A 22515-nucleotide genomic window follows, 5' to 3' on the forward strand; every position below is an offset into this window, starting at 1 on the left:
AGTTAATTTTAAATACAGTTAATTCTGTTCATCTAAATAGTTATAAATTAAAGATACCACTATCACTCCAGAGATATCTTTCACCTTATCAATCTTGTTTGCTAGCTCCGGTTGATGAGAGGCTTCCATGACAACCACTAACTTACCATCTTCGATTTTCTCAGCATGAATTTCTGTGCCAGGCAATGCAAGAATAGCTTTCTTAACTTGCTCCATTTTCTCAGGACGTGCCTGCACGATTAAACTACAAACATACCAATTATCTTGATTATTGATAATATTTAACTTTTCTACGTCTTTCATTGCTCTTCATAATAAAGTTTAATTGCTTGTACAGGACAAACTGAAATACAAGCCCCACAACCATTACAGTTATCTAATTGAACCTCTGGAGTGGCAATACCGCCAAGCTGACGCTTAAAACGAATCGCTCGGCTTTCACAGTTATCTTCACAAGTGCGGCATTCCACATGATTCAAGGCTAAACAACCTGATTGAATTTCTATTTTATGTTTCCAAGCAGATTCTGCTCTAGGTCTAAAAATAGGTTGTTGGCAAACTTCCACACATTTCATACAGAAAGTACATTCACCATGACTAAACTGGATCTCAGGATAATCCCCCGCACCTTTCACCAGAATCTTGGTTTCACATACATGGATACAATCGCCACACCTTGTACAACTTGTGATAAATTGCTCTTCAGCCACTGCCCAAGGTGGTCTTACACCCTGAAACCCTTGTTGTTTTATCGCTTCAGACTGTAATGATTTTAAAAAACCACCTCGTAAAAATTGACGACGAGGTAACTCTTTTTCCATCATTCCATATCCCTTAATTTACATGAGATACCTTTCTCAGATGGTGCATTATCGACCGCATATCATCAATAAAGAACCACCCGAAAGGGGTATTTATACAGATAAATCAATATATTTTTTGATATGAAACAATAAATACTATTTTATTTTACAAACGCTTAACATTACTGATAAATAACCTCCTATTTTTTTCCTAATTTGTCACATTTGTTTTTATAGCATTAGCTAAAAATATAAATATATTTGACTATCACTACTCGCATTAAGCGATACCATAGTTTATATTGTGTACACAAAAAATGAATGTTTATGGAATAGTTATCTTGATTAAAAAGATGATGATTTAGCTCTACTCAATATTCCATAATGGTTATTTCCATGCTTTACAGGCACAGAACTAATGAAAGATTTAATCAGAAAAGTAAAAATTAAAAAGAAATCTGTCACTACTCGAATTGCACATTATTTATTACTTATTATCACATTAGCAGGAGTGATTACATCATTTAGCTTCGCTATTATGCAGAGCAATGAATCTGATGCTGAATTAATTAATGTAGCAGGCTCACTACGTATGCAGAGCTATCGCCTTATTTACACCATGGAATATGAACCTGAAAAACTAGATTTAGGACTACGACAATACCGTGTTAGCCTCCATTCAAATTCCTTAGTAAATATTCGTCATAGCATTTTAACACCAACAGAAGTTAAACAAGCCTATTCAAATTTAGTGCGTCGCTGGCAAGAAATGGAAACTTATGCACAACAGAATAAGCAACAAGCTTATCGGTCTCAAATTACTAGCTATGTTGATCAAGTAGATCAATTTGTATTGGCATTGCAGAAATTTGCTGAAAAAAAGGTTATGTTTGCCGTTCTAATTTTTATTATTTCCATGCTATTAATTGTAATATTAGCCTCTTATTTAATCTGGTACACCAATAAAGAAATTGTCTATCCGCTTAACCGATTAATACGTGCAAGTATCCAAGTGGAAATGCGTCAATTCAACCACATTCCCCTAGATATAAATAAAAATGATGAATTGGGGCGTTTAGCTAAGTCGTTCACTCATATGTCTGCCGAACTGAATAAACTCTATTCAAACCTAGAAGAAAAAGTTACAGAAAAAACTCAAAAGTTAAATCAAATTAACCGCTCTTTAGCCATGTTATATCATTGCTCACAAGAATTAAGTACAAATGACATTAATCGCAATAAACTATTGCAAGTCCTAAAACATGTCATGGGTACTGAACATCTCCGTGCATTTGAATTAGATTTAATTGAATCTTCACAATGGAATATTAAGCTTGGTGAAGCATCAATGACACAAAGCTGGCAAGAACAAACTATTGGAAGCGAAGGCAATAAATTAGGTGTATTGCGTTGGCAAGCAGGCTTACCTTGCCCTGATCCTCGTGGAATGGAAAATATCGCACAATTACTAGGGCGCGCACTTTATTTAAATCAAAACCAACGTCAGCAACAACAATTGCTGTTAATGGAGGAACGCTCAATTATTGCCCGAGAATTGCATGATTCTCTAGCACAAGTATTATCCTTTTTACAAATTCAACTCACCTTACTTAAACATAATTTGCATAAAAATGAACCTGAATCTAAGCAAATAAGTTTAAATATTATTAAGGAATTCGAACAAGCTTTAAGTGATGGCTATATTCAATTGCGAGAATTATTAGCAACTTTCCGCTTGACCGTACAAGAAGCTAATTTACAATTAGCACTTGAACAAGTCATTGATTCATTACGTAATCAAACGAATATTCAAATGACCGTTGATTGTACATTGCCATCACAGACCTTTACACCACAGCAATTAATTCATGCATTACAAATTGTTCGAGAGGCAACACTTAATGCAATTAAACATTCAAAAGCAAGCTTAATCGAGATAATTGCACACGTAAATCAAGATGGAGAACAAGAATTATTAGTACGAGATAATGGAATTGGTATCCCAAGCTTAAATGAACCAGATGGTCATTATGGTTTGAATATTATGCAAGAACGTAGCCAACAGTTAAATGCCAGACTCAGTATCCACAACCGAGATACTGGTGGCACAGAAGTAAAAATTATTCTATCTAATACTTTATCCTAACGAAAAATATGATTATAAGAGTTGCCAATAAATTAGATTATCCACAAATTATTGATATTTATAACCAAGCCATTCCGACTAGACGAATCACGGCAGATTTAGAACCTGTTACCCAAGAAAGTCGCTTAGGTTGGTTTGAATTTCATTTAAATAGTGATAAATATCCCATTTGGGTTTTGGATAATATTATTCAATTAAATCAAGAACCTCAAATTCTTGGTTGGTGTACTTTCTCACCTTTCTATCCACGAGCAGCTTTTGATAATACTGTAGAAATTAGTATTTACTTAGATAATAATGCGAAAGGGCATGGTTATGGCTCGCACATTCTACAATTTATGAAAGAGCAAATGCTTTCTCGTGATATTAATACCTTAATGGCTTATGTGATTGAAGAAAATATTATTAGCCGTAAAACTTTTGAAAAACAAGGTTTTAAACAATGGGGACGTTATCCAAACATTGCTAATATGGGGGATAGTTACCAAACTTTTTTAATGTATGGTTATCAAACTGGGATAGAAAATAATCTCACAGAAAAACTGCGGTATTAATTTAGAAAATTTTAGTAAAATTCCTCATCTCCACCACGACCTAAAAAATCACTAAAATCTTCAGCATAAAAACCATGAGAGAGCATATAGTGCCAAATTTTCTGTTTTGTTTTTTGATCTTGTTTAGATTGATAATCAGGAAATTTTTTTGATAATACAGATAATGCCACTTCAGACCAATCAATTTCTGTTTCTATTAACACCTCATTAATAGTTTCAGATTGCACACCTTTGAGTTGACGTAACTCTTGTTTAATACGGTTAATGCCGTAACCACGTTGTGCTCTTGCTCGAAAATAATTTTCTGTAAAACGTTTATCACTTTGCCAGTTCTTTTGTTGTAACTGTCCAATAGTTTGATCAATTTCTTCTTCAGAAAAAGCTTTTTCTTGCATTTTACAACGAATCTCAAACTCACTATATTCTCGGCGAGCCAGCAAATTAACAACATAACTAAAGGCAAGAGAAGACATTTAACATTCCTTATTTCAGTCTAAATAAAAAGAGTAAAAATTAAATAGAAAAAATGCGGTAAATCTACCGCACTTTTTCTTAATATGGCTTATTCAAAATCTTCGCCATCAAATTCATCTTTATCATTAGCTTCAATATCAGCCATTAGTGCTTGTTCTGGATTTGCTAACAACTCAGCACGAATTTTACCTTCTAATTCTGCGGCTGCGGCTTGATTATCTGCCAACCATTTCATCGCATTGGCTTTACCTTGACCGATTTTATCACCATTGTACGCATACCAAGCGCCTGATTTATCGACAAATTTGTGTTTAACACCTAATTCAATTAATTCACCATTCTTAGAGATACCTTCTCCATAAAGAATTTGGAAGTCCACTTGACGGAAAGGAGCTGCTAATTTGTTTTTTACTACTTTTACACGAGTCTCATTACCAATCACTTCATCGCCATCTTTTACTGAACCTACACGGCGAATATCTAAACGCACAGATGAATAGAATTTTAATGCATTACCCCCCGTGGTTGTTTCTGGATTACCAAACATCACTCCAATCTTCATACGGATTTGGTTAATAAACACAACAAGACAGTTAGCATTTTTGATCTGTCCTGTTAATTTACGTAATGCTTGTGACATTAAACGAGCTTGTAAACCAACATGAGAATCACCCATATCGCCTTCAATTTCTGCTTTTGGCGTTAAGGCTGCTACAGAATCTACAATAATCACATCTACTGCACCTGAACGCACTAATGCATCACAAATTTCTAGGGCTTGCTCCCCATTATCTGGTTGAGAAACTAATAATTCTTTAACATCAACACCTAATTTTGCTGCGTAGATCGGGTCTAAGGCATGTTCAGCATCAATGAAAGCACAAACTTTACCTGCTTTTTGTGCTTGCGCAATCACTGAAAGTGTTAAGGTTGTTTTACCTGAAGATTCAGGTCCAAAAATCTCAACGATACGGCCCATTGGCAAACCACCAATACCTAATGCCACATCCAAACCAATAGAACCAGTGGAAACAGACTCTACATCTAATGCTTGAGTATCACCTAGTTTCATAATAGCACCCTTACCAAATTGTTTTTCAATTTGACCTAGTGCTGCCGCTAAAGCTTTGGATTTTTCATCATTCGTCGCCATTTTCTACCTCAAAAGTAAGCATTTATTTCTAAATTTGCTCAATATAATACCTGTTATAATATACAGTATCAAGTGAATTTTTGATCTTTTTATTTACACCTAAATTTTTTTCGATCTACTTCACAAAAATAAATAAAAGCGAATATTCGAAATCCTTAAACCAATTCAGTATAATAATTATTTGTTTTGATTAATTAACGAGTGGAACCTCATGGAAAACCTAGATCTACATACGCCAATGATGCGCCAATATTTAGCATTAAAAGCTGAAAACCCCGATATTCTATTGTTTTATCGTATGGGAGATTTCTATGAACTTTTCTATGATGATGCTAAAAAAGCCGCAGCGTTGTTGGATATTTCCCTCACCAAACGAGGACAATCTGCCGGGCAACCCATTCCAATGGCTGGCGTCCCTTATCATGCGGTAGAAGGCTATTTAGCGAAATTAGTTCAACTCGGTGAACCTGTTGCTATCTGTGAACAAATCGGTGATCCAGCCACTAGTAAAGGCCCTGTAGAACGTAAGATTGTACGCATTGTGACACCTGGTACAGTGAGTGATGAAAATCTTCTACCTGAACGTCAAGACAACCTCATTGTTGCGGTTTATCAGGAAAAAGATCGCTTCGGTTTAGCAACACTAGATATGACATCAGGTCGTTTCCAAATCGCTGAGCCAGCCGATCGAGAAAGCCTTAAAGCAGAATTACAACGGCTGTCGCCAGCAGAGTTACTCTATTGCGAAGATTTTGCAGATATGTCATTGATTGAACATGCAAAAGGCTTACGTCGTCGTCCAATTTGGGAGTTTGAACTAGGCACAGCTGTGCAATTGCTTAATCGTCAATTTGGAACTAAAGACTTACGTGGTTTTGGGGTAGAAAAAGCCATTCTTGGATTATGTGCTGCTGGTTGTCTATTGCAATACGCTAAAGAAACGCAACGTACTGCATTACCTCATATTCAAAGCATTACCTTAGTTGAAAATAATGAAAATATTCAGCTAGATGCTGCAACTCGTCGTAATTTAGAACTGACACAAAATCTCTCTGGCGGTACAGAAAATACTTTAGCATCAGTGCTTGATAAATGTGTGACACCCATGGGTAGCCGTTTATTAAAACGTTGGATTCATCAACCGATCCGCCAAGTGGAAAAATTAAAATACCGTCAACAAACTATTACGCATATTTTAGCACAAGATTTAATTGCAGAATTACAACCTTATCTTCAACAAGTGGGAGATATGGAACGTATTTTAGCTCGTGTAGCATTAAGAACGGCTCGCCCACGTGATTTAACCCGTTTACGTACCGCCTTAGAGCAAATTCCTGAAATCAAAGAAATTCTAAAAATTTCTGGAAATTTCACCGCACTTTTAACTCATATAGGCGATTTTGATGAGCTTTGTAGTTTATTACAGCGTGCTATTATTGAAACTCCACCACTATTGATTCGTGATGGTGGAGTCATTGCTGAAGGTTATAATGCTGAACTAGATGAATGGCGTTCGCTTTCTGAGGGCGCAACTAAATATTTAGAAGACTTAGAGCTACGTGAACGTGAGGCAACAGGCATTGATACCTTAAAAGTAGGTTTTAATGCGGTTCATGGTTATTACATCCAAATTAGTCAAGGTCAAGCACATAAGGCACCAATGCATTATGTTCGTCGTCAAACCCTAAAGAATGCGGAACGTTTTATTATTCCTGAGTTAAAGACCTATGAAGATAAAGTTCTGAAAGCAAAAGGTGCTTCTTTGGCTTTAGAAAAACAACTGTATGAAGAACTTTTTGACCAATTATTACCGCACTTAGGAGCATTACAATTAGCAAGCCTAACACTTTCTGAATTAGACGTCCTTACTAATCTTGCAGAACGGGCAGAAACCTTAAATTATGTGGCACCTACATTTAGCGACAATGTGGGCATATATATTGAAAATGGCCGTCATCCCGTAGTAGAACAAGTGCTCAAAGAGCCATTTATTGCTAACCCAGTCAATCTCAACCAACAACGCCACTTATTGATTATTACAGGGCCCAATATGGGAGGAAAAAGTACTTATATGCGTCAAACTGCATTAATTACTTTAATGGCCTATATGGGTAGTTTTGTACCTGCTGAAAGTGCCATAATCGGCCCTATTGATCGTATTTTTACCCGCATTGGAGCTTCTGATGATTTAGCTTCTGGACGCTCAACCTTTATGGTGGAAATGACAGAAATGGCAAATATTCTACATCAAGCAACAGCAAATAGTTTAGTGTTGATTGATGAGATAGGGCGTGGTACCTCAACTTATGATGGACTTTCATTGGCTTGGGCTTGCGCAGAATGGTTAGCTAAAAAATTACGTTCATTAACCTTATTTGCAACACATTATTTCGAATTAACGATTTTGCCTGAACAAATTGCAGGCACTGCTAATGTGCATTTAGATGCGCTAGAACATGGCGATACTATTGCTTTTATGCATGCGGTACAAGATGGTGCAGCTAGTAAAAGTTATGGGCTAGCCGTTGCTGCATTAGCTGGCGTTCCACAGCATGTGATTAAACTAGCGAAACAAAAACTTTCTAACTTAGAACGTTTGTCACAACAAAATGCAGATCAAAAAATTCAAGACTTACGTGCTATGAATCAGACGCAAGGCGAACTTAATCTTCTAGAAGAAGATGATAGTAAAAATGCCATCATGGAAATGCTTAATCAACTAGATCCTGATGATCTTAGCCCTAAACAGGCATTAGCTTATTTATATCAATTAAAAAAATTAGTTTAGTAGGATTTTTCTTTTATGAATCACTTTTTGAATCAGGTGATCACCTCACCTCAAATCTTAATTCTGATTAAAATATCAGTGGCTATGTGCTTAGGCGCTTTTATTGGTTTAGAACGAGAATTAAAACACAAACCTGTTGGGGTCAAAACCTGTGTCATTATTTCGATTACCACCTGCATTCTAACAATTGTATCTATTCAATCTGCAGAATATTATGCTGGTGTTTCTGATAACATTCGAACTGATCCCATGCGTCTTGCGGCACAAGTCATCAGTGGTATTGGTTTCCTCGGCGCAGGGGTGATTTTACGAAAAAATAATGATGCCATTTCAGGATTAACAACCGCCGCTATTATTTGGGCTGCTGCTGGCATTGGAATTGCCACTGGGGCAGGCTTTTTCTTCGATGCGGTTATTGCAACGTTAATGATTCTAGTAGCAATCCGTTTAAGTCCTTATGTAATGAAATTGGCTCATAATCGCCGTCCACCAGAAAAAGAAGTAGAAGCGACTTTTACCTTACATTTGAATTCAGTTCAAACTATTAGCGCTGTCACTGCACTATTTAAGAAAAACAACTGTAAAATTGAAGATATTTCCATTAAAGATTTATACAATGGCGAAATTAACCTCATTTTACAATGTGAAATTGAAGAATCTCATGAATTACAAAATATCTATGTGCTTGCAAAAATGCAACCTGGTGTATTAGCCGTACATATGGAAACCACATAATCAAAAATCCCCACAAAGTGGGGTTTTTTATCTAAACTTACTCAAAAAAATCAAGTATTTTTGTAATTGCACAATGCCGCAGTTGATCACCTTCAAACAAAACTTCATGCTTGGTATTTTCCATTTTTACCAATTTAGCTTGAGGAAAAAGTGCGGTCAATTTTGCTAAATTTTTATTATCGACAATTTTTTCTTTATCTGAATATAAAATCATCATCGGAATTTCTATCCGTGGAATCACCGACGGCAATCCCTTGATAGCACTTAAACAAAGATGAACCCAACGAAAAGTCGGCCCACCTAAATGAATATCAGGATGGTTACGATTAATCCGATTCATCCATTTCATTCGAGTTTTACAAAAGCTTAATTCATTACTATTTAAGTTAGCTGGCTGATAACCTTTTTTACCTGGTACATAACGTTCACCTTGCCCAAATAGCATCATTAAACTAATCAATAATTGATCTCGAATGGGATGTTTAAGCGGTAAGCCATAACAAGGTGAAGAAAGTACGGCACTCTGGATCTGATGATCATAATTAGCTAAATAATAGCTACTAATTAAAGCCCCTAAAGAATGAGCCACTAAATGCAAACTTTTATATTCGCATTTATCTGTAGCTTCTTGAATGACCCTTGCCATATCCTCCGTATAAAAACGAAATTCATCAATATAACCTTTGTCTTTATCAGCTAATAATCGTTCTGAATAACCTTGTCCACGATGATCAAAGGTTAGAACATCATATCCATGATGATAAAAATCAAAAGCAACTTCAGTCCATTTTAATAAGTTTTCTGCACGACCATTGACTAAAATCACTAATCGTCCATTTCCATTTTGTTGATGGGTAAAATGACGATAAGCAATTTCAATATTGCCTTTACCTTTCACATAATTTAATGGAAAACGCTCAGCAAAGGGCATTAACTCAGAAAGTGCAAATTGACTAAAGTGCGGTTCTCGATTTTGCATAGTGGTTTTAGAGAGTTTGCTAAAAAATATCAAATATCACAAGGAAAATAATTTCCAATAGATTTACAACAAGGTTTTTCATTATAAACAAAAAGTGCGGTGGAAATCACCGCACTTTTATATTTAATTCAACTGGTTAAGCCACTAACTGTTTTAAAATACGACGTACAGGTTCTGCTGCTCCCCATAATAACTGGTCACCCACAGTAAATGCAGCTAAGTATTCCGGACCCATCGCTAATTTACGTAAACGACCCACTGGCACACTTAATGTCCCTGTTACTTTCGCAGGTGTTAATTCACGTAATGTGGTTTCTTTGTCATTTGGAATTACTTTCACCCATTCATTATGAGATGCTAAGATTTTCTCTATTTCTTCTAATGGAATATCACGTTTTAATTTGATTGTGAAAGCTTGGCTATGGCAACGTAATGCACCAATACGTACACACAAGCCATCTACAGGAATTGGATTATCACTTAAACCAAGAATTTTGTTCGTTTCTGCATAACCTTTCCATTCCTCTTTAGTTTGACCACTTGGTAATAATTTATCAATCCAAGGAATTAAACTACCGCCCAATGCAGCGCCAAAGTTTTCTGTTGGAAATTCTACCGAACGCATTTGTGCGGTAACTTTACGTTCAATTTCTAATATTGAAGAAGCGGGATTGGCTAATTCAGCTGATACAGCACTTTCTAATTGACCCATTTGTGAAAGCAATTCACGCATATTTTTTGCTCCAGCACCAGAAGCTGCTTGGTAAGTTGCAACAGAAACCCATTCCACTAAATCTTTTTCAAATAAGCCACCAATAGCCATTAACATTAGACTTACCGTACAGTTTCCCCCTACGAAAGTCTTAATGCCATTTTTTAAACCCTCAGAAATAACATGTTGGTTTACAGGATCCAATACAATGATTGAATCTTTTTCCATACGTAAAGTTGATGCTGCATCAACCCAGTAACCATCCCATCCTGTTGCTTTTAATTTTGGATAAACCGCTGAAGTGTAGTCACCACCTTGTGCAGTAACAATAATATCTAGTTTCTTTAATTCTTCGATATCAAATGCATCTTTTAAAATGCCAGCATCTTTACCTGCAAAATCAGGTGCTTTTTGACCCGCTTGTGAAGTGGTAAAGAAGATTGGATTAAGATTTGAGAAATCGTTTTCTTGAATCATACGATCCATTAAAACGGAACCTACCATGCCACGCCAACCAATAAATCCTACGTTTTTCATATTTTGTTTCCTTAAGTTAATTATGTGTGTTTGACTAGATTTAATTAATTACTAGATACGCTAAATAAAAGCAAGTTTTTTTGCTAAAAAAATGGAATAAAATATATTTTACCCTGTCTGCAAATTAAAAAAGGCTATTTACTTAAAAATAGCCTTTCTCATCAAATGAAATAATTATCCTACTTTACGCTCTAACATCCGAATATGACGAGTGGCTGAAATCCAAGCCGATGCATAACCGACAATAGAACAAATAATTAACAGGAATAACACTTCTCCGAATGCTAACCCATTTAGTTCAAATTTCACTGCAAAAACATCTGTCACATATTTCACTGCATTAGCAAAATAACCAATCAATAAACTACTGAAGAAACATGCAAAGAACCCTCCTAAGAATCCATAAATAATTCCAGTGTAAAGATATGGTCGAAGGATAAATTGATCTGTCGCACCTAATAATTTCATCACAGAAATATTTGCTTGGCTACTATATACATCAGAACGAATACTGTTACCAATCACTAAGAAGGCTGCAAGGGTCATTAACACGGCACAAAAGATTGCTACATGACCAATCAACCAAGTAAGCGCAGTGAATTTTTCCATCCAATCATTATCTAAACGCACTTCCTGTACACCTTTAATTTGGTCTAAATTAGCCCGTAATTGTTCACGTTTTTTCGAGTCTTGGAATTCTTTAGTGGGCTGAATCATCACTACCGCAGGTAATGGATTATCATCTAAAATATCCAACTCTTCATTAAAGCCAGACCAAGTTTTAAAGTCATTTAAACTTTCTTGGCGAGAAATATAATTAAGGCTATCAATGCCTTCAACTTGACGAATTTTTTCCACCACAGCATTCGCATCGTCTTCACTAAGATTTTTATGCAAATAAACCGTAATATCACTTTCAGGATAAAACTGAGTGGCTGCAAGATGGGTATTTTTCCACAATAAAAAACTCACGGTAGGAATAGATAATGAAACGGCAATCACTAAAATAGTCAGCAAAGTGCCATATTTACGCTTCACAAGATCGGCCCATACATTACGTAACACATACTGCATTTGCACCCAAAATGGTGCGCTATTCATTGAACTCATAGAACACCGACCTTAACGTAAATGACCTTGCTCTAATACTAAGCAAGGTTTTGGTTTTTGTTGAATTAAAGATAAATCGTGAGTGGCGATTAATACTGTCATGCCCATATGATTAAATTCTTCAAAAAGATTAAAAATATCCATAGATAGATTAATATCTAAGTTCCCTGTTGGCTCATCGGCTAATAATAATTGTGGTTTATGCACAACCGCACGAGCAATATCCACACGTTGTTGTTCACCGCCAGATAAATGAATTGGTAAATGATTAGCACGATCACGTAAACCGACACGATCTAATGCTGCAAGCGCATATTTTTCTGCATCTTTCGGGCGATAGCCAGCAATAATTAATGGCAACGCCACATTATCGACTACACAACGTTCAGGTAATAAGCGATAATCTTGATGAACCATCCCAATTTGACGACGCAAAAATGGAATTTCATAACTTGAAAGGCGGGTAATGTCATGGCCATTAAACCAAATTTGTCCACCATTAGCACGTTCCATACCCATAATTAATTTTAATAAGGTACTTTTACCGGCACCCGAATGCCCTGTTAAATAAGTCATACTGCCTACAGGTAAATGGAAAGTCAGCCCCTGTAATGCTGGTTTTCCTCCCATATAAGCTTTACTTACATCTGCAAAACGTATCATCTTTTTATATCTCTAATTATTGTATTTGATAAAAAGTGCCGAAATTAACCGCACTTTACCTTGTTATCCTTAAGCTTCTTCATGGGTGAATAACGCATCAATAAATTCCTCTGCATGGAATGGGCGTAAATCTTCAATTTTTTCGCCCACACCAATATAACGAATGGGTAAATTAAATTGATCCGCAATAGCAAAAATTACACCGCCTTTGGCTGTTCCATCCAATTTCGTTAAACTAATTCCTGTTAAACCCACTGCTTCGTGAAATAATTTAGCTTGGCTAATAGCATTTTGACCCGTGCCTGCATCAAGGGTTAACATAATTTCATGGGGAGCCGTTTCATCATATTTTTTCATCACACGTACGATTTTTTTCAATTCGTCCATAAGATTATTCTTATTTTGTAAACGACCTGCGGTATCAGCAATCAAAATATCTATGTTACGAGCGGCGGCTGATTGCATTGCATCGAAAATTACTGAAGCAGAATCAGAACCTGTGCTTTGAGCTACCACGGGAATATTATTACGTTCGCCCCATACTTGTAGCTGTTCAACAGCAGCAGCACGGAAAGTATCACCAGCGGCTAACATCACCGATTTTCCTTGTTGTTGGAACTGACGGGCTAATTTACCAATCGTGGTTGTTTTACCTACGCCGTTGACTCCCACCATTAAAATTACATAAGGTTTTTTACTACTATCAATTACTAAGGGCTGCTCAACAGGTTTAAGAATTTCTGCCATTTCTACTTTCAATTGTTGATAAAGCATATCGGCATCTTTCAACTGAGCTCGGCTGGCATGTTCGGTAAGATGGCTGATAATTTTAGTGGTGGTTGGCATACCGATATCGGCAATCAATAACTGTTCTTCTAACTCCTCGAATAGCTCATCATCAATTTTCTTACCCGTAAATAAACTACGGAAACCTGCACCAATATTTTGTTTAGTTTTTAATAACCCTTTTACCAAACGACTAAAGAAACCACCTTCACTTGGTTTTTCTTGAGTTTGAATAGCCACTTGACTAACATCAAGGTCAGTACTATGAGTCACCGCAGTTTGAGCAGAAATTTCTGAATTTTCTACCGCACTTTCATGTTCTAGCTTATCTGTGGATTTGTCTTCAAAGTGCGGTTCATTTTCAGAAAATTCCGCTTTCACTTGTTCAATATAAGCCGTAGCATCTTGTTTAAGGTTTTGTAAATTATCATCAATTTTATGCTCAAAATCTTCAAACTTCTGTGAAAATTCAGAAACCGATTGTTTAAGTTGAGCTTCAAATTGATCTGTTTTTTGTTCCACATGTGCTTGAAGCTGATCAATATTCTCTTCAACTTGGTCAGTAATATCTTCTGCTTTCTCGGCTAATTGTTCAATTTTATCTTTAACATCATCAACCAATTCTTCCACTTGTTCTGATAATTCAGATTGGGCTTCTGAGTCAGCGATTTGCTCTTCTTGTTCTTTTTTGTTACCTAAGCCTAACCAAGACCAAAAACCGCCTTTTTTCTGTTCATTTGCCATAAATTGCTCTCATTTCCTCTAAGGTTTGGTCAAAAAACCTGAATTTTGTTACACTACATTTAATTTCCCATAGTGTAACATTTATTTGCAAATCCTCTATGAAAAAAAATACAAATCAACGCACTTTAAAGCTGATACCAACTAAACAAAACCAAGCTAAAGGTGAAGTACGAATTATTGCTGGTTTATGGCGAGGGCGAAAACTTCCTGTACTAAATTCACAAGGGTTGCGGCCAACAGGTGATCGAGTCAAAGAAACATTATTTAATTGGCTAATGCCTTACATTGTAGATAGCGTCTGTTTAGATGGATTTGCAGGCAGTGGTGCCTTAGGTTTTGAAGCTCTTTCCCGCCAAGCTAAACATGTTACTTTTTTAGAATTAGAAAAGTCTGTGGCAACACAGCTCAAACAAAATTTACAAACCCTAAAATGTGCTAAAGAATCAGCGGAAGTCATCAATCAAAACAGCTTAAGTTATTTAAGCCAAAAGCCTGCTCAGCCTCAATTTGATTTAGTCTTTTTGGATCCTCCGTTCCATTTTGATTTGGCAGAACAAGCCATTGCTCTACTAGATAAAAATCAGTGGCTCAAAACAAAAGCCTTAGTTTATGTGGAAACTGAGCTGGCTAAGACTATTTCGGCACCAGCACATTGGCATTTACTCAAAGAAAAAAACACAGGGTTAGTCAGTTATCGCTTATATCAAGTTAACTAATTCTTAAAGATTAAAACCTTATTTCAATTTTATAAACTCAAAACAGCATGATTTTTTTCTCTAATTTAACTTTAAAACGTGGTCAAACAGTCCTTCTAGAAGAAGCAAACGCTAGCATCAATCCTAAACAAAAAGTCGGGCTGGTAGGTAAAAATGGTTGCGGAAAATCCACCTTATTCGCTTTACTCAAAAAAGAAATGCAACCTGAAGGTGGCAATGCTACTTATCCTGCTAATTGGGCGGTATCTTGGGTAAATCAAGAAACCCCAGCCTTAGAAATTTCAGCCCTAGATTATGTCATTGAAGGTGATCGTGAATATTGTCGTTTACAAAAAGAATTAGCGAATGCCAATGAATGTAATGATGGTAATGCTATCGCCCGTATTCACGGTCAATTAGATACCATTGATGCATGGACAATTCAAGCTCGTGCCGCTGCCTTATTACATGGTTTAGGCTTCTCACAGGAAGAATTGCAACATTCGGTGAAATCTTTCTCGGGGGGCTGGCGTATGCGTTTAAACTTAGCACAAGCATTGTTATGCCCTTCAGATTTACTGTTACTCGATGAACCCACTAACCACTTGGATTTAGATGCGGTAATTTGGTTAGAACGTTGGTTGGTACAATATCAAGGTACACTCTTATTAATTTCACATGACCGTGATTTCCTTGATCCGATTGTGAATAAAATCATTCACATTGAACATCAGAAGCTGAATGAATATACGGGCGATTATTCTTCTTTTGAATTACAACGAGCAGAAAAGCTGTCACAACACAGTGCAATGTATCGTCAACAACAAGATAAAATTGCTCATTTACAAAAATATATCGACCGTTTCAAGGCAAAAGCCACCAAAGCAAAACAAGCGCAAAGTCGCATGAAAGCTCTGGAGCGTATGGAATTAATTGCTCCTGCTCATGTGGATAATCCTTTTACTTTTGAATTCCGAGCACCTCTTTCATTGCCTAATCCCTTAGTAATGATTGATAAAGCCTCCGCAGGCTATGGTGAAGGTAAAAATGCGGCAGAAATTCTACAAAAAATTAAGCTGAATTTAGTGCCTGGTTCACGTATCGGTTTACTAGGCAAAAATGGAGCAGGGAAATCTACCTTAATTAAATTATTAGCAGGCGAACTGCAGGCTCGTTCTGGCGTAGTGCAATTAGCTAAAGGCGTACAATTAGGTTATTTTGCACAGCATCAATTAGATACTTTACGTGCTGATGAAAGTGCCTTATGGCATTTACAAAAACTTGCACCGATGCAGACAGAGCAAGAGCTGCGTAATTATCTTGGTAGTTTTGCTTTCCACGGTGATAAAGTGAATGATCCAGTAAAACAATTCTCTGGCGGCGAAAAAGCCCGTTTAGTGTTAGCGCTGATCGTATGGCAACGCCCAAATTTACTATTATTGGATGAACCCACCAACCATCTTGACTTAGATATGCGTCAAGCGTTAACAGAAGCTTTAGTGGATTATCAAGGCTCATTAGTTGTCGTTTCCCACGACCGTCACTTACTACGTAACACCGTAGAAGAATTCTATTTGGTACATGATAAACAAGTAGAAGAATTTAATGGTGACTTAGAAGACTATGCAAAATGGCTAAATGAAATTAATGCTCAAGGAAAAAGTGCGGTCAAAAATACCGAAATTTCTGAACAATCATCTGCCAATGAAAATACGAGTGCTAATCGCAAAGAGCAAAAACGTCGTGAGGCAGAATTACGCCAACAAACAGCTCCTTTACGTAAACGAATTAGCACCTTTGAAATAAACATGGATAAATGCCATCAGCAACTCAATGATATTGAAACTCAACTAGGTGATTCCGAACTTTATACGGCAGAAAATAAAGATAAAATGACCGCACTTTTAGCGGAACAAGTCAAAGTGAAAAAAACGTTAGAAGAAATAGAAATAGCATGGTTAACCGCTCAGGAAGAATTGGAAGCAATCCTGAATTCATAAAAATTTTTATATTTCTCACCGCACTTTTAATCCAGATAGTGAGTTAACAAACTCACTATCTAATCATTGATTAATTCAGCAAGTTGTTTTACTCTCATAAAATCCCTCCTTAACCAAGGATCTATTATGAATTCAAAATATGCCCCTTTATTTGAAGCTTACCGTTTAAATAACGGTGTGGAAATTAAAAACCGTTTAGCCGTAGCACCGATGACACATTTTGCCTCTCATGAAAATGGCACACTCAGCGAAGAAGAACGTATCTTTATTGGCAATCGTGCTAATGATGTTGGTATGTTTATCTTAGCTGCAACACTAGTAGCTGATAACGGCAAAGCTTTTTATGGTCAACCTGAAGCGATTCATGTATCGCAATTACCTAGCTTAAAACAAACAGCAGAGATAATTAAAGCACAGGGCGCAAAAGCGATTTTACAAATCCACCATGGCGGTAAATCTGCAGTGGCGGATTTATTAAAAAGAAACGACAAAGTAGCACCTTCTGATGATCAAGAATCAGGCGCTCGTGCATTAACCATAACTGAAATAGAAGATTTAATAAAAGCTTTTGGTTATGCCACAGAATTAGCTATTCAAGCTGGTTTTGATGGGGTAGAAATCCATGGTGCTAATGGTTATTTAATTCAACAATTCTACTCAGGTCATTCCAACCAACGTACCGATGAATGGGGTGGATCACGTGAAAAACGTATGCGTTTCCCATTAGCAGTAGTAGATGCTGTCATTGCTGCTCGAGCAAAATTTAATCGTAATGATTTTATGATCGGTTACCGTTTCTCACCTGAAGAACCTGAAGAATTAGGTTTAACAATGGAAGATACCTTTGCATTAATTGATGAATTAGTGAAAAAACCATTGCAATATCTACATATGTCATTACATGATTTCTACAAAAAAGCTCGTCGTGGCGCAGATACCAACCTAACTCGTATGCAATTAGTACATGATCATATTGCCGGTAAACTACCACTGATTGGCGTAGGTTGCTTATTCACAGCAGAACAAATTATCAATGCTTACGCAAAAGGCTGGGCAGAATTTATTGGTTTAGGTAAAACAGTAATGATCAATCCCAATATCGCTACTTTGATTAAACAGGGCTGTGAAAATGAAATCATTACACATCTTGATCCTGAAAAAGCCGACCATTATGGTATTCCGCAATTATTATGGGAAATGTGTGTAAAAGGTAGTGCTTGGCTGCCTCCAGTGAAAGATAAAAACTGGAGCCCTTTAGATATTTAATCTTATATTAAATTAAGAAAATGGATCTTATTATTCACGTTTTTATGTTTTAATGATTTACTATTAGTTGATAATGTTTCAATATTTTTTATATTTATTAACAATAAATAGATAAATATAATTATCAGACACTGCTTAATGTGTGTCTTTTATAATATTATTGTCTATTTAGTATTTTATTTAGGAACAACTTTATGAACGAAAAATTAGAAAAATACTCTCCCTATGTTTTAGGGTTATTACGTATCATTATTGGTTATATGTTTTTATTACATGGCACGGCAAAATTCTTTGAATTTCCCATGTCAATGACAAACGGTAATGGCTCAGTACCATTATTCTCACAATATGGTGTGGGCGGTATTCTTGAAATCGTTGGTGGCTTCTTATTTATCATCGGTTTATTTACTCGCCCTGTGGCCTTCTTATTATCAGGCATGATGGCTTTTGCATTCTTCTTTGTACATGGAGCCAACCCATTATTACCTTTATTAAAAGGTGGTGAATTACCAGCACTTTACTGCTTCGTATTTTTCTTTTTTATATTTGCAGGCTCAGGGAAATTTTCTGTAGATAACCGAAATAAATAATATTTAAAATTTAGATAAACAAAAAGGCTGAATGATTGATTCAGCCTTTTTATTGATTACTAATTACTTAATTTGTGAAATTTTTTCTGTGGGGAAATTAATATCCATCTGATTAAATGGAATTTCAATGCCTGCTTTATCAAATTCAAGTTTGACATTTTCAGTAATATTAAAATAGACATCCCAATAATTACCAGTATTTACCCAAGGACGAACAAATAATTGTACGCTGCTTGCTGCTAATGCACCCACTGCAATTGTTGGTTGTGGATTTTGTAACACTCGCACATCGGATTTTAATACTTGAGCCACAATTTCTTTAGCTTTCGCAATATCTGCATCATATGCAATATCAAAAATAAAATCGATACGACGAGTTGAGTTTGCACTGTTATTTACAATGCTATCAGAGAATACTTTAGCGTTTGGAATTAATACCGTTTTATTGTCTGCCGTGCGTAATTCAAGCACTAATAATCCCATTTGTTCAACAGTTCCAGCTTGACCACTAGTTTCAATAAAATCGCCTTTACGGAAGGGTTTGAAAATAAGCAACATGACACCCGCAGCAAAGTTTTGCAATGAACTTTGTAATGATAAACCAATCGCCAAACCAGCGGCACCAATTAATGCCACTAATGAACTAGTATTAATACCTAATTGAGAAAGCGCTGCAATCACCACAATCAATAAAAATAAAAAATAACTAATGGATGAAACAAAGCTTTGTAACATATCATCTTTGGTTGAAGCAAAAGCTGCTTTACCCAATAATTTACTCAATCCATGAGCAATCCATTTACCTACAATAAAAATAACAATGGCTAATAATAGTTTAGTACCATAAGGCAGAATCCATTCATTTAACATGGTGTCAAAGTTCATGTTACTAACTTTATTAATAATTTTATCTGTTTCAGCGGCCACATCTAAATTTTGCGCTGTCTCTTGTGCTGACATTTTGTCTTTCCTCTAACCAATAAAAACAAGAGTAAAATGATTACTCTATCTTAATTAAATAAAAAGTGCGGTGAAAATATTAAAAATTTCATCGCACTTGGTGTATGACAACATAAATTTTTATTGGTTGCAAGCTAAGCAGGCATCTGTTGCAAGTTTATGGCTGAAAGGAAACAAGATATTTTACATTCACCACAGCCATTACAACGTTCATTATCTACGACTAAATCAACAGAAATCGCTTGTTGTGGGCATTGTTGTTGACAACTAGAACAAGCTTGATGCTGCTTTATAAGACATTGGTTAGAAAAGTGTGGTCGTAATTCCGTATCTTTTTTAAACGCAGGATGTAATGCATGTCTTGCACAAACTTCTGCACATTTGCCACACAAATTACAACTCATATAATCAATTTCAAGCACGGCTTTATGTTGCTGAATCTGAATAAGATGATGAGGACAAGCAGAAACGCAATCGCCACATCCAGTGCAAGCAATCAGAAAAAGCGCTTCTTCAGCAGCAAAAGGTGGTCGAGTAGCTAAACGAACAATATGCTTTTCCACGACCTTTTCAACAGGATGGAAAACGCCACGTAATAACCTTCTACGAGAAATATGATGATGGCTTAAATAAGCTTGATAATATTGTTCATTTTTGCCTTGCATAGCAAATTACCGATATAGTTGTAGTTGAGCGGGTTGAATATCTGCTTGTTGTTGCCAACCTTGTAAGGTTTCTCGAGCAAGAAGAGCAATTCCTTGATAAAAAGGAAAATTTTGTTGTTCAATCAATAAATCAAGACAACGATATCCCCAAGTAAGTAAATGCTTACTCAAAAACTCATTCAATAATTGAGGGCGATTTTCCGCTAAATAAGCGGCTAACATCAACATCAACCCTAAGTGATCTTCAGGTTCATTCAAGGTCTGCACAAAATTAATTTGGTTGCTTTGCAAAAAGCTTCGTAAGGCTAATAATGAATCACCAAAAATAACTGATTCTTTATCTAAATACACCGATCCCCAAGGGGGTGCTGGCAAATCATTAGGGCCAATAAACAAATATTGATAATCTGCAGACAAATTCTGTTGTAAGCCTTTTTTTACTAAAGTACTAATTTGTTCTGATTGAGCCAAAGGTGCCCATTCTTCAATCCAATCTGGCTGTTTAAAAAAATCTAAGATAGAAGCAACGCGTTGATCTTTAGGCTCATAATAAAACATTGCGCCTAATAAACGTCCACTCGTAGAAATCCATTGCAGTAATTCGTTATTCATACTATTCCTTAAAAATCAACCGCACTTTTATGGAGATTGTACTTATTAAAAGTGCGGTGGGTTTTAGAAAAATTTCAGCGGTTAATTTAACCCGCCACAGCCATGCCGACTGTCATATGTAAACCATAGAAAATAGTTCTACCAATCATTTCTGCAAAGAGTGCAATAAATGCCGCACTAATGAGCATGGCTAGATTCTTACCCTTGAATAATAAGAAACCCGCTAACCCTAATAAACAAAAGCGAATACAATGCATAATTGCAAAATCTGGTACTAAATTTACCGCTTGTTGAACCGAGCTATGAATTTGAGTTAAACCAAAGCCTTGATAAATCACGACCATTGCAGATAAAAACACACCTAAGCAATATAAAATAGGAATATAGCGTAGTTGATACGCTTTATCAGCATTACCATAAGCAAGTGCATAACCTAAAGCGGAACCGCCAATAACCACTGTTAAGTAAAATAACCAAGAGGTAATCGTACTATTCCAGGTTGGCACCGTACTAATATGATAAAGATTATTCATCATATACATAAACACTAGCCCTAAAAGTGCGGTCAAAATTAGCCAAATTTTATTTAAAGCTAGAGGCATTTTTCCTAAAATAGCCAGTAGCCAATATAAACCTGCTATTGCAAAGAAAACGGCTCCACTGGCAATTTCATTACTAAGCATTGAACTGCCCACACGATTTAGGCTATTAAAGGCGCGTAGTGGAGAACCAAGGTGTAACACTGAAGCAATGAACCCAACACCTAATAAGGCTAATAATACAAACATTGCTTTATAGAGATAATTTCGACTCTTTTCACTATTATTACGGCATAAAACAAAAGAGAAGATTAGCCACGCACCTACGACTGATTGTGCTAATACCGTAAAAATAATCAGTGGTAATTCATGTAATCCGTTCATCTTACACCTCTCTTGGGTTAGCTAAAAACCCTGTTGTATCACCACTTGGGCGAGCATTTTTATTCGAATTAACTACCAAGTTTGGTTTGGTAAAATCTGATGGTGGCAAAGGAGCAATAGAAGCTTGATTGCCATATTTTGCTCGTAATTCATCAATTGGAGCAAAATCGAGAGCACGTAACGGGCAAGCCTCCACACAAATAGGTTTATATCCTTCTTTGATGCGAGAATAACAACCATCACATTTGGTCATATGTCCTTTCTTCACATTAAATTGTGGTGCATCGTATGGGCAAGCCATACTACAATAACGACAGCCGATACATTTTTGTTCATCCACAATCACAAAACCATCTTCATTTTTATGCATTGCGCCACTTGGACAAACCTTAGTACAAGCAGGATCTGAACAATGGTTACAAGAAATCGACATATAATAAGTAAATACATCTTGATTCCAACAGCCATTATTATCTTGCACCCAATTTCCACCCGCATATTCATAAATACGACGGAAATTTACGTCTGTACCTAAATCTTTGTAATCTTTACACGCTAACTCGCAAGTTTTACAGCCAGTGCAGCGTTCAGAATCAAAATAAAAACCATATTGTTCCATA

At 36.2% G+C, this 22515-nt stretch carries 22 protein-coding genes; 8 read left to right on the forward strand and 14 right to left on the reverse strand.

Going from position 1 to position 22515, the window contains the following annotated elements:
• Positions 1-18: 18 nt before the first annotated feature.
• Together HMPREF1052_RS06780 and napF (HMPREF1052_RS06785) are read right to left on the reverse strand one after the other, a co-directional pair.
• Positions 19-303, reverse strand: a complete 285-nt coding sequence (locus tag HMPREF1052_RS06780) for a chaperone NapD (RefSeq protein ID WP_005760940.1) — start codon at positions 301-303, stop codon at positions 19-21.
• Positions 300-824, reverse strand: coding sequence for a ferredoxin-type protein NapF (napF, locus tag HMPREF1052_RS06785; RefSeq protein WP_005760739.1), 525 nt, complete (start codon positions 822-824; stop codon positions 300-302). Before napF (HMPREF1052_RS06785) ends, HMPREF1052_RS06780 begins: the two co-directional genes overlap by 4 nt.
• Positions 825-1221: 397 nt before the next feature.
• Here napF (HMPREF1052_RS06785) and narQ point away from each other — a divergent pair, with 397 nt between their 5' ends.
• A complete protein-coding gene (gene narQ / locus HMPREF1052_RS06790) occupies positions 1222-2949 on the forward strand; it encodes a nitrate/nitrite two-component system sensor histidine kinase NarQ (protein WP_005760856.1) in 1728 nt (575 codons plus the stop codon).
• 8 nt (positions 2950-2957) lie between these two features.
• A complete protein-coding gene (locus HMPREF1052_RS06795) occupies positions 2958-3503 on the forward strand; it encodes a GNAT family N-acetyltransferase (RefSeq protein WP_005760881.1) in 546 nt (181 codons plus the stop codon).
• An 11-nt stretch (positions 3504-3514) separates the two neighbouring features.
• On the opposite strand, the gene recX is transcribed toward HMPREF1052_RS06795, so the two are convergent.
• Together recX and recA are read right to left on the reverse strand one after the other, a co-directional pair.
• Positions 3515-3976 (reverse strand): recombination regulator RecX, encoded by a 462-nt coding sequence (gene recX, locus HMPREF1052_RS06800; protein WP_005760773.1) that lies wholly within the window; start codon positions 3974-3976, stop codon positions 3515-3517.
• 89 nt (positions 3977-4065) lie between these two features.
• Positions 4066-5130, reverse strand: a complete 1065-nt coding sequence (recA, locus tag HMPREF1052_RS06805) for a recombinase RecA (RefSeq protein WP_005760727.1) — start codon at positions 5128-5130, stop codon at positions 4066-4068.
• 211 nt (positions 5131-5341) lie between these two features.
• Here recA and mutS point away from each other — a divergent pair, with 211 nt between their 5' ends.
• Both mutS and HMPREF1052_RS06815 read left to right on the forward strand, forming a co-directional pair.
• Positions 5342-7918: a DNA mismatch repair protein MutS gene (gene mutS / locus HMPREF1052_RS06810; protein ID WP_005760793.1), complete on the forward strand. Its 2577-nt coding sequence runs from the start codon at positions 5342-5344 to the stop codon at positions 7916-7918.
• Positions 7919-7933: 15 nt separating this feature from the next.
• Positions 7934-8653: an MgtC/SapB family protein gene (locus HMPREF1052_RS06815; protein WP_005760915.1), complete on the forward strand. Its 720-nt coding sequence runs from the start codon at positions 7934-7936 to the stop codon at positions 8651-8653.
• Positions 8654-8690: 37 nt separating this feature from the next.
• Here the strand turns inward: HMPREF1052_RS06815 and HMPREF1052_RS06820 are convergent, their stop codons facing one another.
• The 5 genes from HMPREF1052_RS06820 to ftsY form a co-directional block, all read right to left on the reverse strand.
• The gene (locus HMPREF1052_RS06820) at positions 8691-9632 is read right to left on the reverse strand and encodes an alpha/beta fold hydrolase (protein ID WP_005760796.1); all 942 of its coding nucleotides are present in this window, start codon (positions 9630-9632) and stop codon (positions 8691-8693) included.
• 136 nt (positions 9633-9768) lie between these two features.
• The gene (gene asd / locus HMPREF1052_RS06825; protein ID WP_005760889.1) at positions 9769-10881 is read right to left on the reverse strand and encodes an aspartate-semialdehyde dehydrogenase; all 1113 of its coding nucleotides are present in this window, start codon (positions 10879-10881) and stop codon (positions 9769-9771) included.
• Between the two features lie 174 nt (positions 10882-11055).
• The gene (gene ftsX / locus HMPREF1052_RS06830) at positions 11056-11991 is read right to left on the reverse strand and encodes a permease-like cell division protein FtsX (protein WP_005760755.1); all 936 of its coding nucleotides are present in this window, start codon (positions 11989-11991) and stop codon (positions 11056-11058) included.
• Between the two features lie 12 nt (positions 11992-12003).
• Entirely contained in the window at positions 12004-12654 is a 651-nt protein-coding gene (ftsE, locus tag HMPREF1052_RS06835) for a cell division ATP-binding protein FtsE (RefSeq protein ID WP_005760900.1), read from the reverse strand.
• Between the two features lie 69 nt (positions 12655-12723).
• Positions 12724-14184, reverse strand: coding sequence for a signal recognition particle-docking protein FtsY (ftsY, locus tag HMPREF1052_RS06840; RefSeq protein ID WP_005760868.1), 1461 nt, complete (start codon positions 14182-14184; stop codon positions 12724-12726).
• Between the two features lie 98 nt (positions 14185-14282).
• Here ftsY and rsmD point away from each other — a divergent pair, with 98 nt between their 5' ends.
• The 4 genes from rsmD to HMPREF1052_RS06860 all read left to right on the forward strand — a co-directional run bounded on the left by rsmD (position 14283) and on the right by HMPREF1052_RS06860 (position 18735).
• On the forward strand, positions 14283-14900 hold the full coding sequence (rsmD, locus tag HMPREF1052_RS06845) for a 16S rRNA (guanine(966)-N(2))-methyltransferase RsmD (protein ID WP_005760917.1): 618 nt from the start codon (positions 14283-14285) through the stop codon (positions 14898-14900).
• 47 nt (positions 14901-14947) lie between these two features.
• A complete protein-coding gene (locus tag HMPREF1052_RS06850) occupies positions 14948-16879 on the forward strand; it encodes an ABC transporter ATP-binding protein (protein WP_005760717.1) in 1932 nt (643 codons plus the stop codon).
• Positions 16880-17005: 126 nt separating this feature from the next.
• Complete coding sequence (locus HMPREF1052_RS06855; RefSeq protein WP_005760872.1) at positions 17006-18145, forward strand: NADH-dependent flavin oxidoreductase; 1140 nt, start codon at positions 17006-17008, stop codon at positions 18143-18145.
• A 194-nt stretch (positions 18146-18339) separates the two neighbouring features.
• On the forward strand, positions 18340-18735 hold the full coding sequence (locus HMPREF1052_RS06860; protein WP_005760721.1) for a DoxX family protein: 396 nt from the start codon (positions 18340-18342) through the stop codon (positions 18733-18735).
• 63 nt (positions 18736-18798) lie between these two features.
• Here HMPREF1052_RS06860 and HMPREF1052_RS06865 read toward each other — a convergent pair whose 3' ends face one another.
• The 5 genes from HMPREF1052_RS06865 to HMPREF1052_RS06885 form a co-directional block, all read right to left on the reverse strand.
• Positions 18799-19695 carry a mechanosensitive ion channel family protein gene (locus HMPREF1052_RS06865; protein WP_005760845.1) on the reverse strand — a complete coding sequence of 299 codons (897 nt, stop codon included), beginning with the start codon at positions 19693-19695 and terminating at the stop codon, positions 18799-18801.
• Positions 19696-19829: 134 nt separating this feature from the next.
• Complete coding sequence (gene napF / locus HMPREF1052_RS06870; RefSeq protein WP_005760926.1) at positions 19830-20360, reverse strand: ferredoxin-type protein NapF; 531 nt, start codon at positions 20358-20360, stop codon at positions 19830-19832.
• Positions 20361-20366: 6 nt separating this feature from the next.
• Positions 20367-20972: a Tat proofreading chaperone DmsD gene (gene dmsD / locus HMPREF1052_RS06875; RefSeq protein WP_005760771.1), complete on the reverse strand. Its 606-nt coding sequence runs from the start codon at positions 20970-20972 to the stop codon at positions 20367-20369.
• A gap of 86 nt (positions 20973-21058) precedes the next feature.
• A complete protein-coding gene (locus HMPREF1052_RS06880) occupies positions 21059-21895 on the reverse strand; it encodes a DmsC/YnfH family molybdoenzyme membrane anchor subunit (protein WP_005760836.1) in 837 nt (278 codons plus the stop codon).
• 1 nt (position 21896) lies between these two features.
• A complete protein-coding gene (locus HMPREF1052_RS06885; protein WP_005760714.1) occupies positions 21897-22514 on the reverse strand; it encodes a DMSO/selenate family reductase complex B subunit in 618 nt (205 codons plus the stop codon).
• Position 22515 lies beyond the last annotated feature (1 nt).

The sequence above is a fragment of the Pasteurella bettyae CCUG 2042 genome, assembly GCF_000262245.1.
In the GTDB taxonomy this organism is placed as follows: Bacteria; Pseudomonadota; Gammaproteobacteria; order Enterobacterales; family Pasteurellaceae; genus Basfia; species Basfia bettyae.

What these genes read in the sequence shown, in the direction of transcription:
- recX (WP_005760773.1), bottom strand. Translation starts at nt 3,976, where the DNA reads ATGTCTTCTCTTGCCTTTAGTTATGTTGTTAATTTGCTGGCTCGCCGA.
- HMPREF1052_RS06855 (WP_005760872.1), top strand. Translation starts at nt 17,006, where the DNA reads ATGAATTCAAAATATGCCCCTTTATTTGAAGCTTACCGTTTAAATAAC.
- HMPREF1052_RS06865 (WP_005760845.1), bottom strand. Translation starts at nt 19,695, where the DNA reads ATGTCAGCACAAGAGACAGCGCAAAATTTAGATGTGGCCGCTGAAACA.
- HMPREF1052_RS06820 (WP_005760796.1), bottom strand. Translation starts at nt 9,632, where the DNA reads ATGCAAAATCGAGAACCGCACTTTAGTCAATTTGCACTTTCTGAGTTA.
- recA (WP_005760727.1), bottom strand. Translation starts at nt 5,130, where the DNA reads ATGGCGACGAATGATGAAAAATCCAAAGCTTTAGCGGCAGCACTAGGT.
- ftsE (WP_005760900.1), bottom strand. Translation starts at nt 12,654, where the DNA reads ATGATACGTTTTGCAGATGTAAGTAAAGCTTATATGGGAGGAAAACCA.
- HMPREF1052_RS06815 (WP_005760915.1), top strand. Translation starts at nt 7,934, where the DNA reads ATGAATCACTTTTTGAATCAGGTGATCACCTCACCTCAAATCTTAATT.
- rsmD (WP_005760917.1), top strand. Translation starts at nt 14,283, where the DNA reads ATGAAAAAAAATACAAATCAACGCACTTTAAAGCTGATACCAACTAAA.
- ftsX (WP_005760755.1), bottom strand. Translation starts at nt 11,991, where the DNA reads ATGAGTTCAATGAATAGCGCACCATTTTGGGTGCAAATGCAGTATGTG.
- HMPREF1052_RS06880 (WP_005760836.1), bottom strand. Translation starts at nt 21,895, where the DNA reads ATGAACGGATTACATGAATTACCACTGATTATTTTTACGGTATTAGCA.
- HMPREF1052_RS06780 (WP_005760940.1), bottom strand. Translation starts at nt 303, where the DNA reads ATGAAAGACGTAGAAAAGTTAAATATTATCAATAATCAAGATAATTGG.
- ftsY (WP_005760868.1), bottom strand. Translation starts at nt 14,184, where the DNA reads ATGGCAAATGAACAGAAAAAAGGCGGTTTTTGGTCTTGGTTAGGCTTA.
- napF (WP_005760739.1), bottom strand. Translation starts at nt 824, where the DNA reads ATGATGGAAAAAGAGTTACCTCGTCGTCAATTTTTACGAGGTGGTTTT.
- napF (WP_005760926.1), bottom strand. Translation starts at nt 20,360, where the DNA reads ATGCAAGGCAAAAATGAACAATATTATCAAGCTTATTTAAGCCATCAT.
- asd (WP_005760889.1), bottom strand. Translation starts at nt 10,881, where the DNA reads ATGAAAAACGTAGGATTTATTGGTTGGCGTGGCATGGTAGGTTCCGTT.
- HMPREF1052_RS06795 (WP_005760881.1), top strand. Translation starts at nt 2,958, where the DNA reads ATGATTATAAGAGTTGCCAATAAATTAGATTATCCACAAATTATTGAT.
- narQ (WP_005760856.1), top strand. Translation starts at nt 1,222, where the DNA reads ATGAAAGATTTAATCAGAAAAGTAAAAATTAAAAAGAAATCTGTCACT.
- HMPREF1052_RS06860 (WP_005760721.1), top strand. Translation starts at nt 18,340, where the DNA reads ATGAACGAAAAATTAGAAAAATACTCTCCCTATGTTTTAGGGTTATTA.
- HMPREF1052_RS06850 (WP_005760717.1), top strand. Translation starts at nt 14,948, where the DNA reads ATGATTTTTTTCTCTAATTTAACTTTAAAACGTGGTCAAACAGTCCTT.
- dmsD (WP_005760771.1), bottom strand. Translation starts at nt 20,972, where the DNA reads ATGAATAACGAATTACTGCAATGGATTTCTACGAGTGGACGTTTATTA.
- HMPREF1052_RS06885 (WP_005760714.1), bottom strand. Translation starts at nt 22,514, where the DNA reads ATGGAACAATATGGTTTTTATTTTGATTCTGAACGCTGCACTGGCTGT.
- mutS (WP_005760793.1), top strand. Translation starts at nt 5,342, where the DNA reads ATGGAAAACCTAGATCTACATACGCCAATGATGCGCCAATATTTAGCA.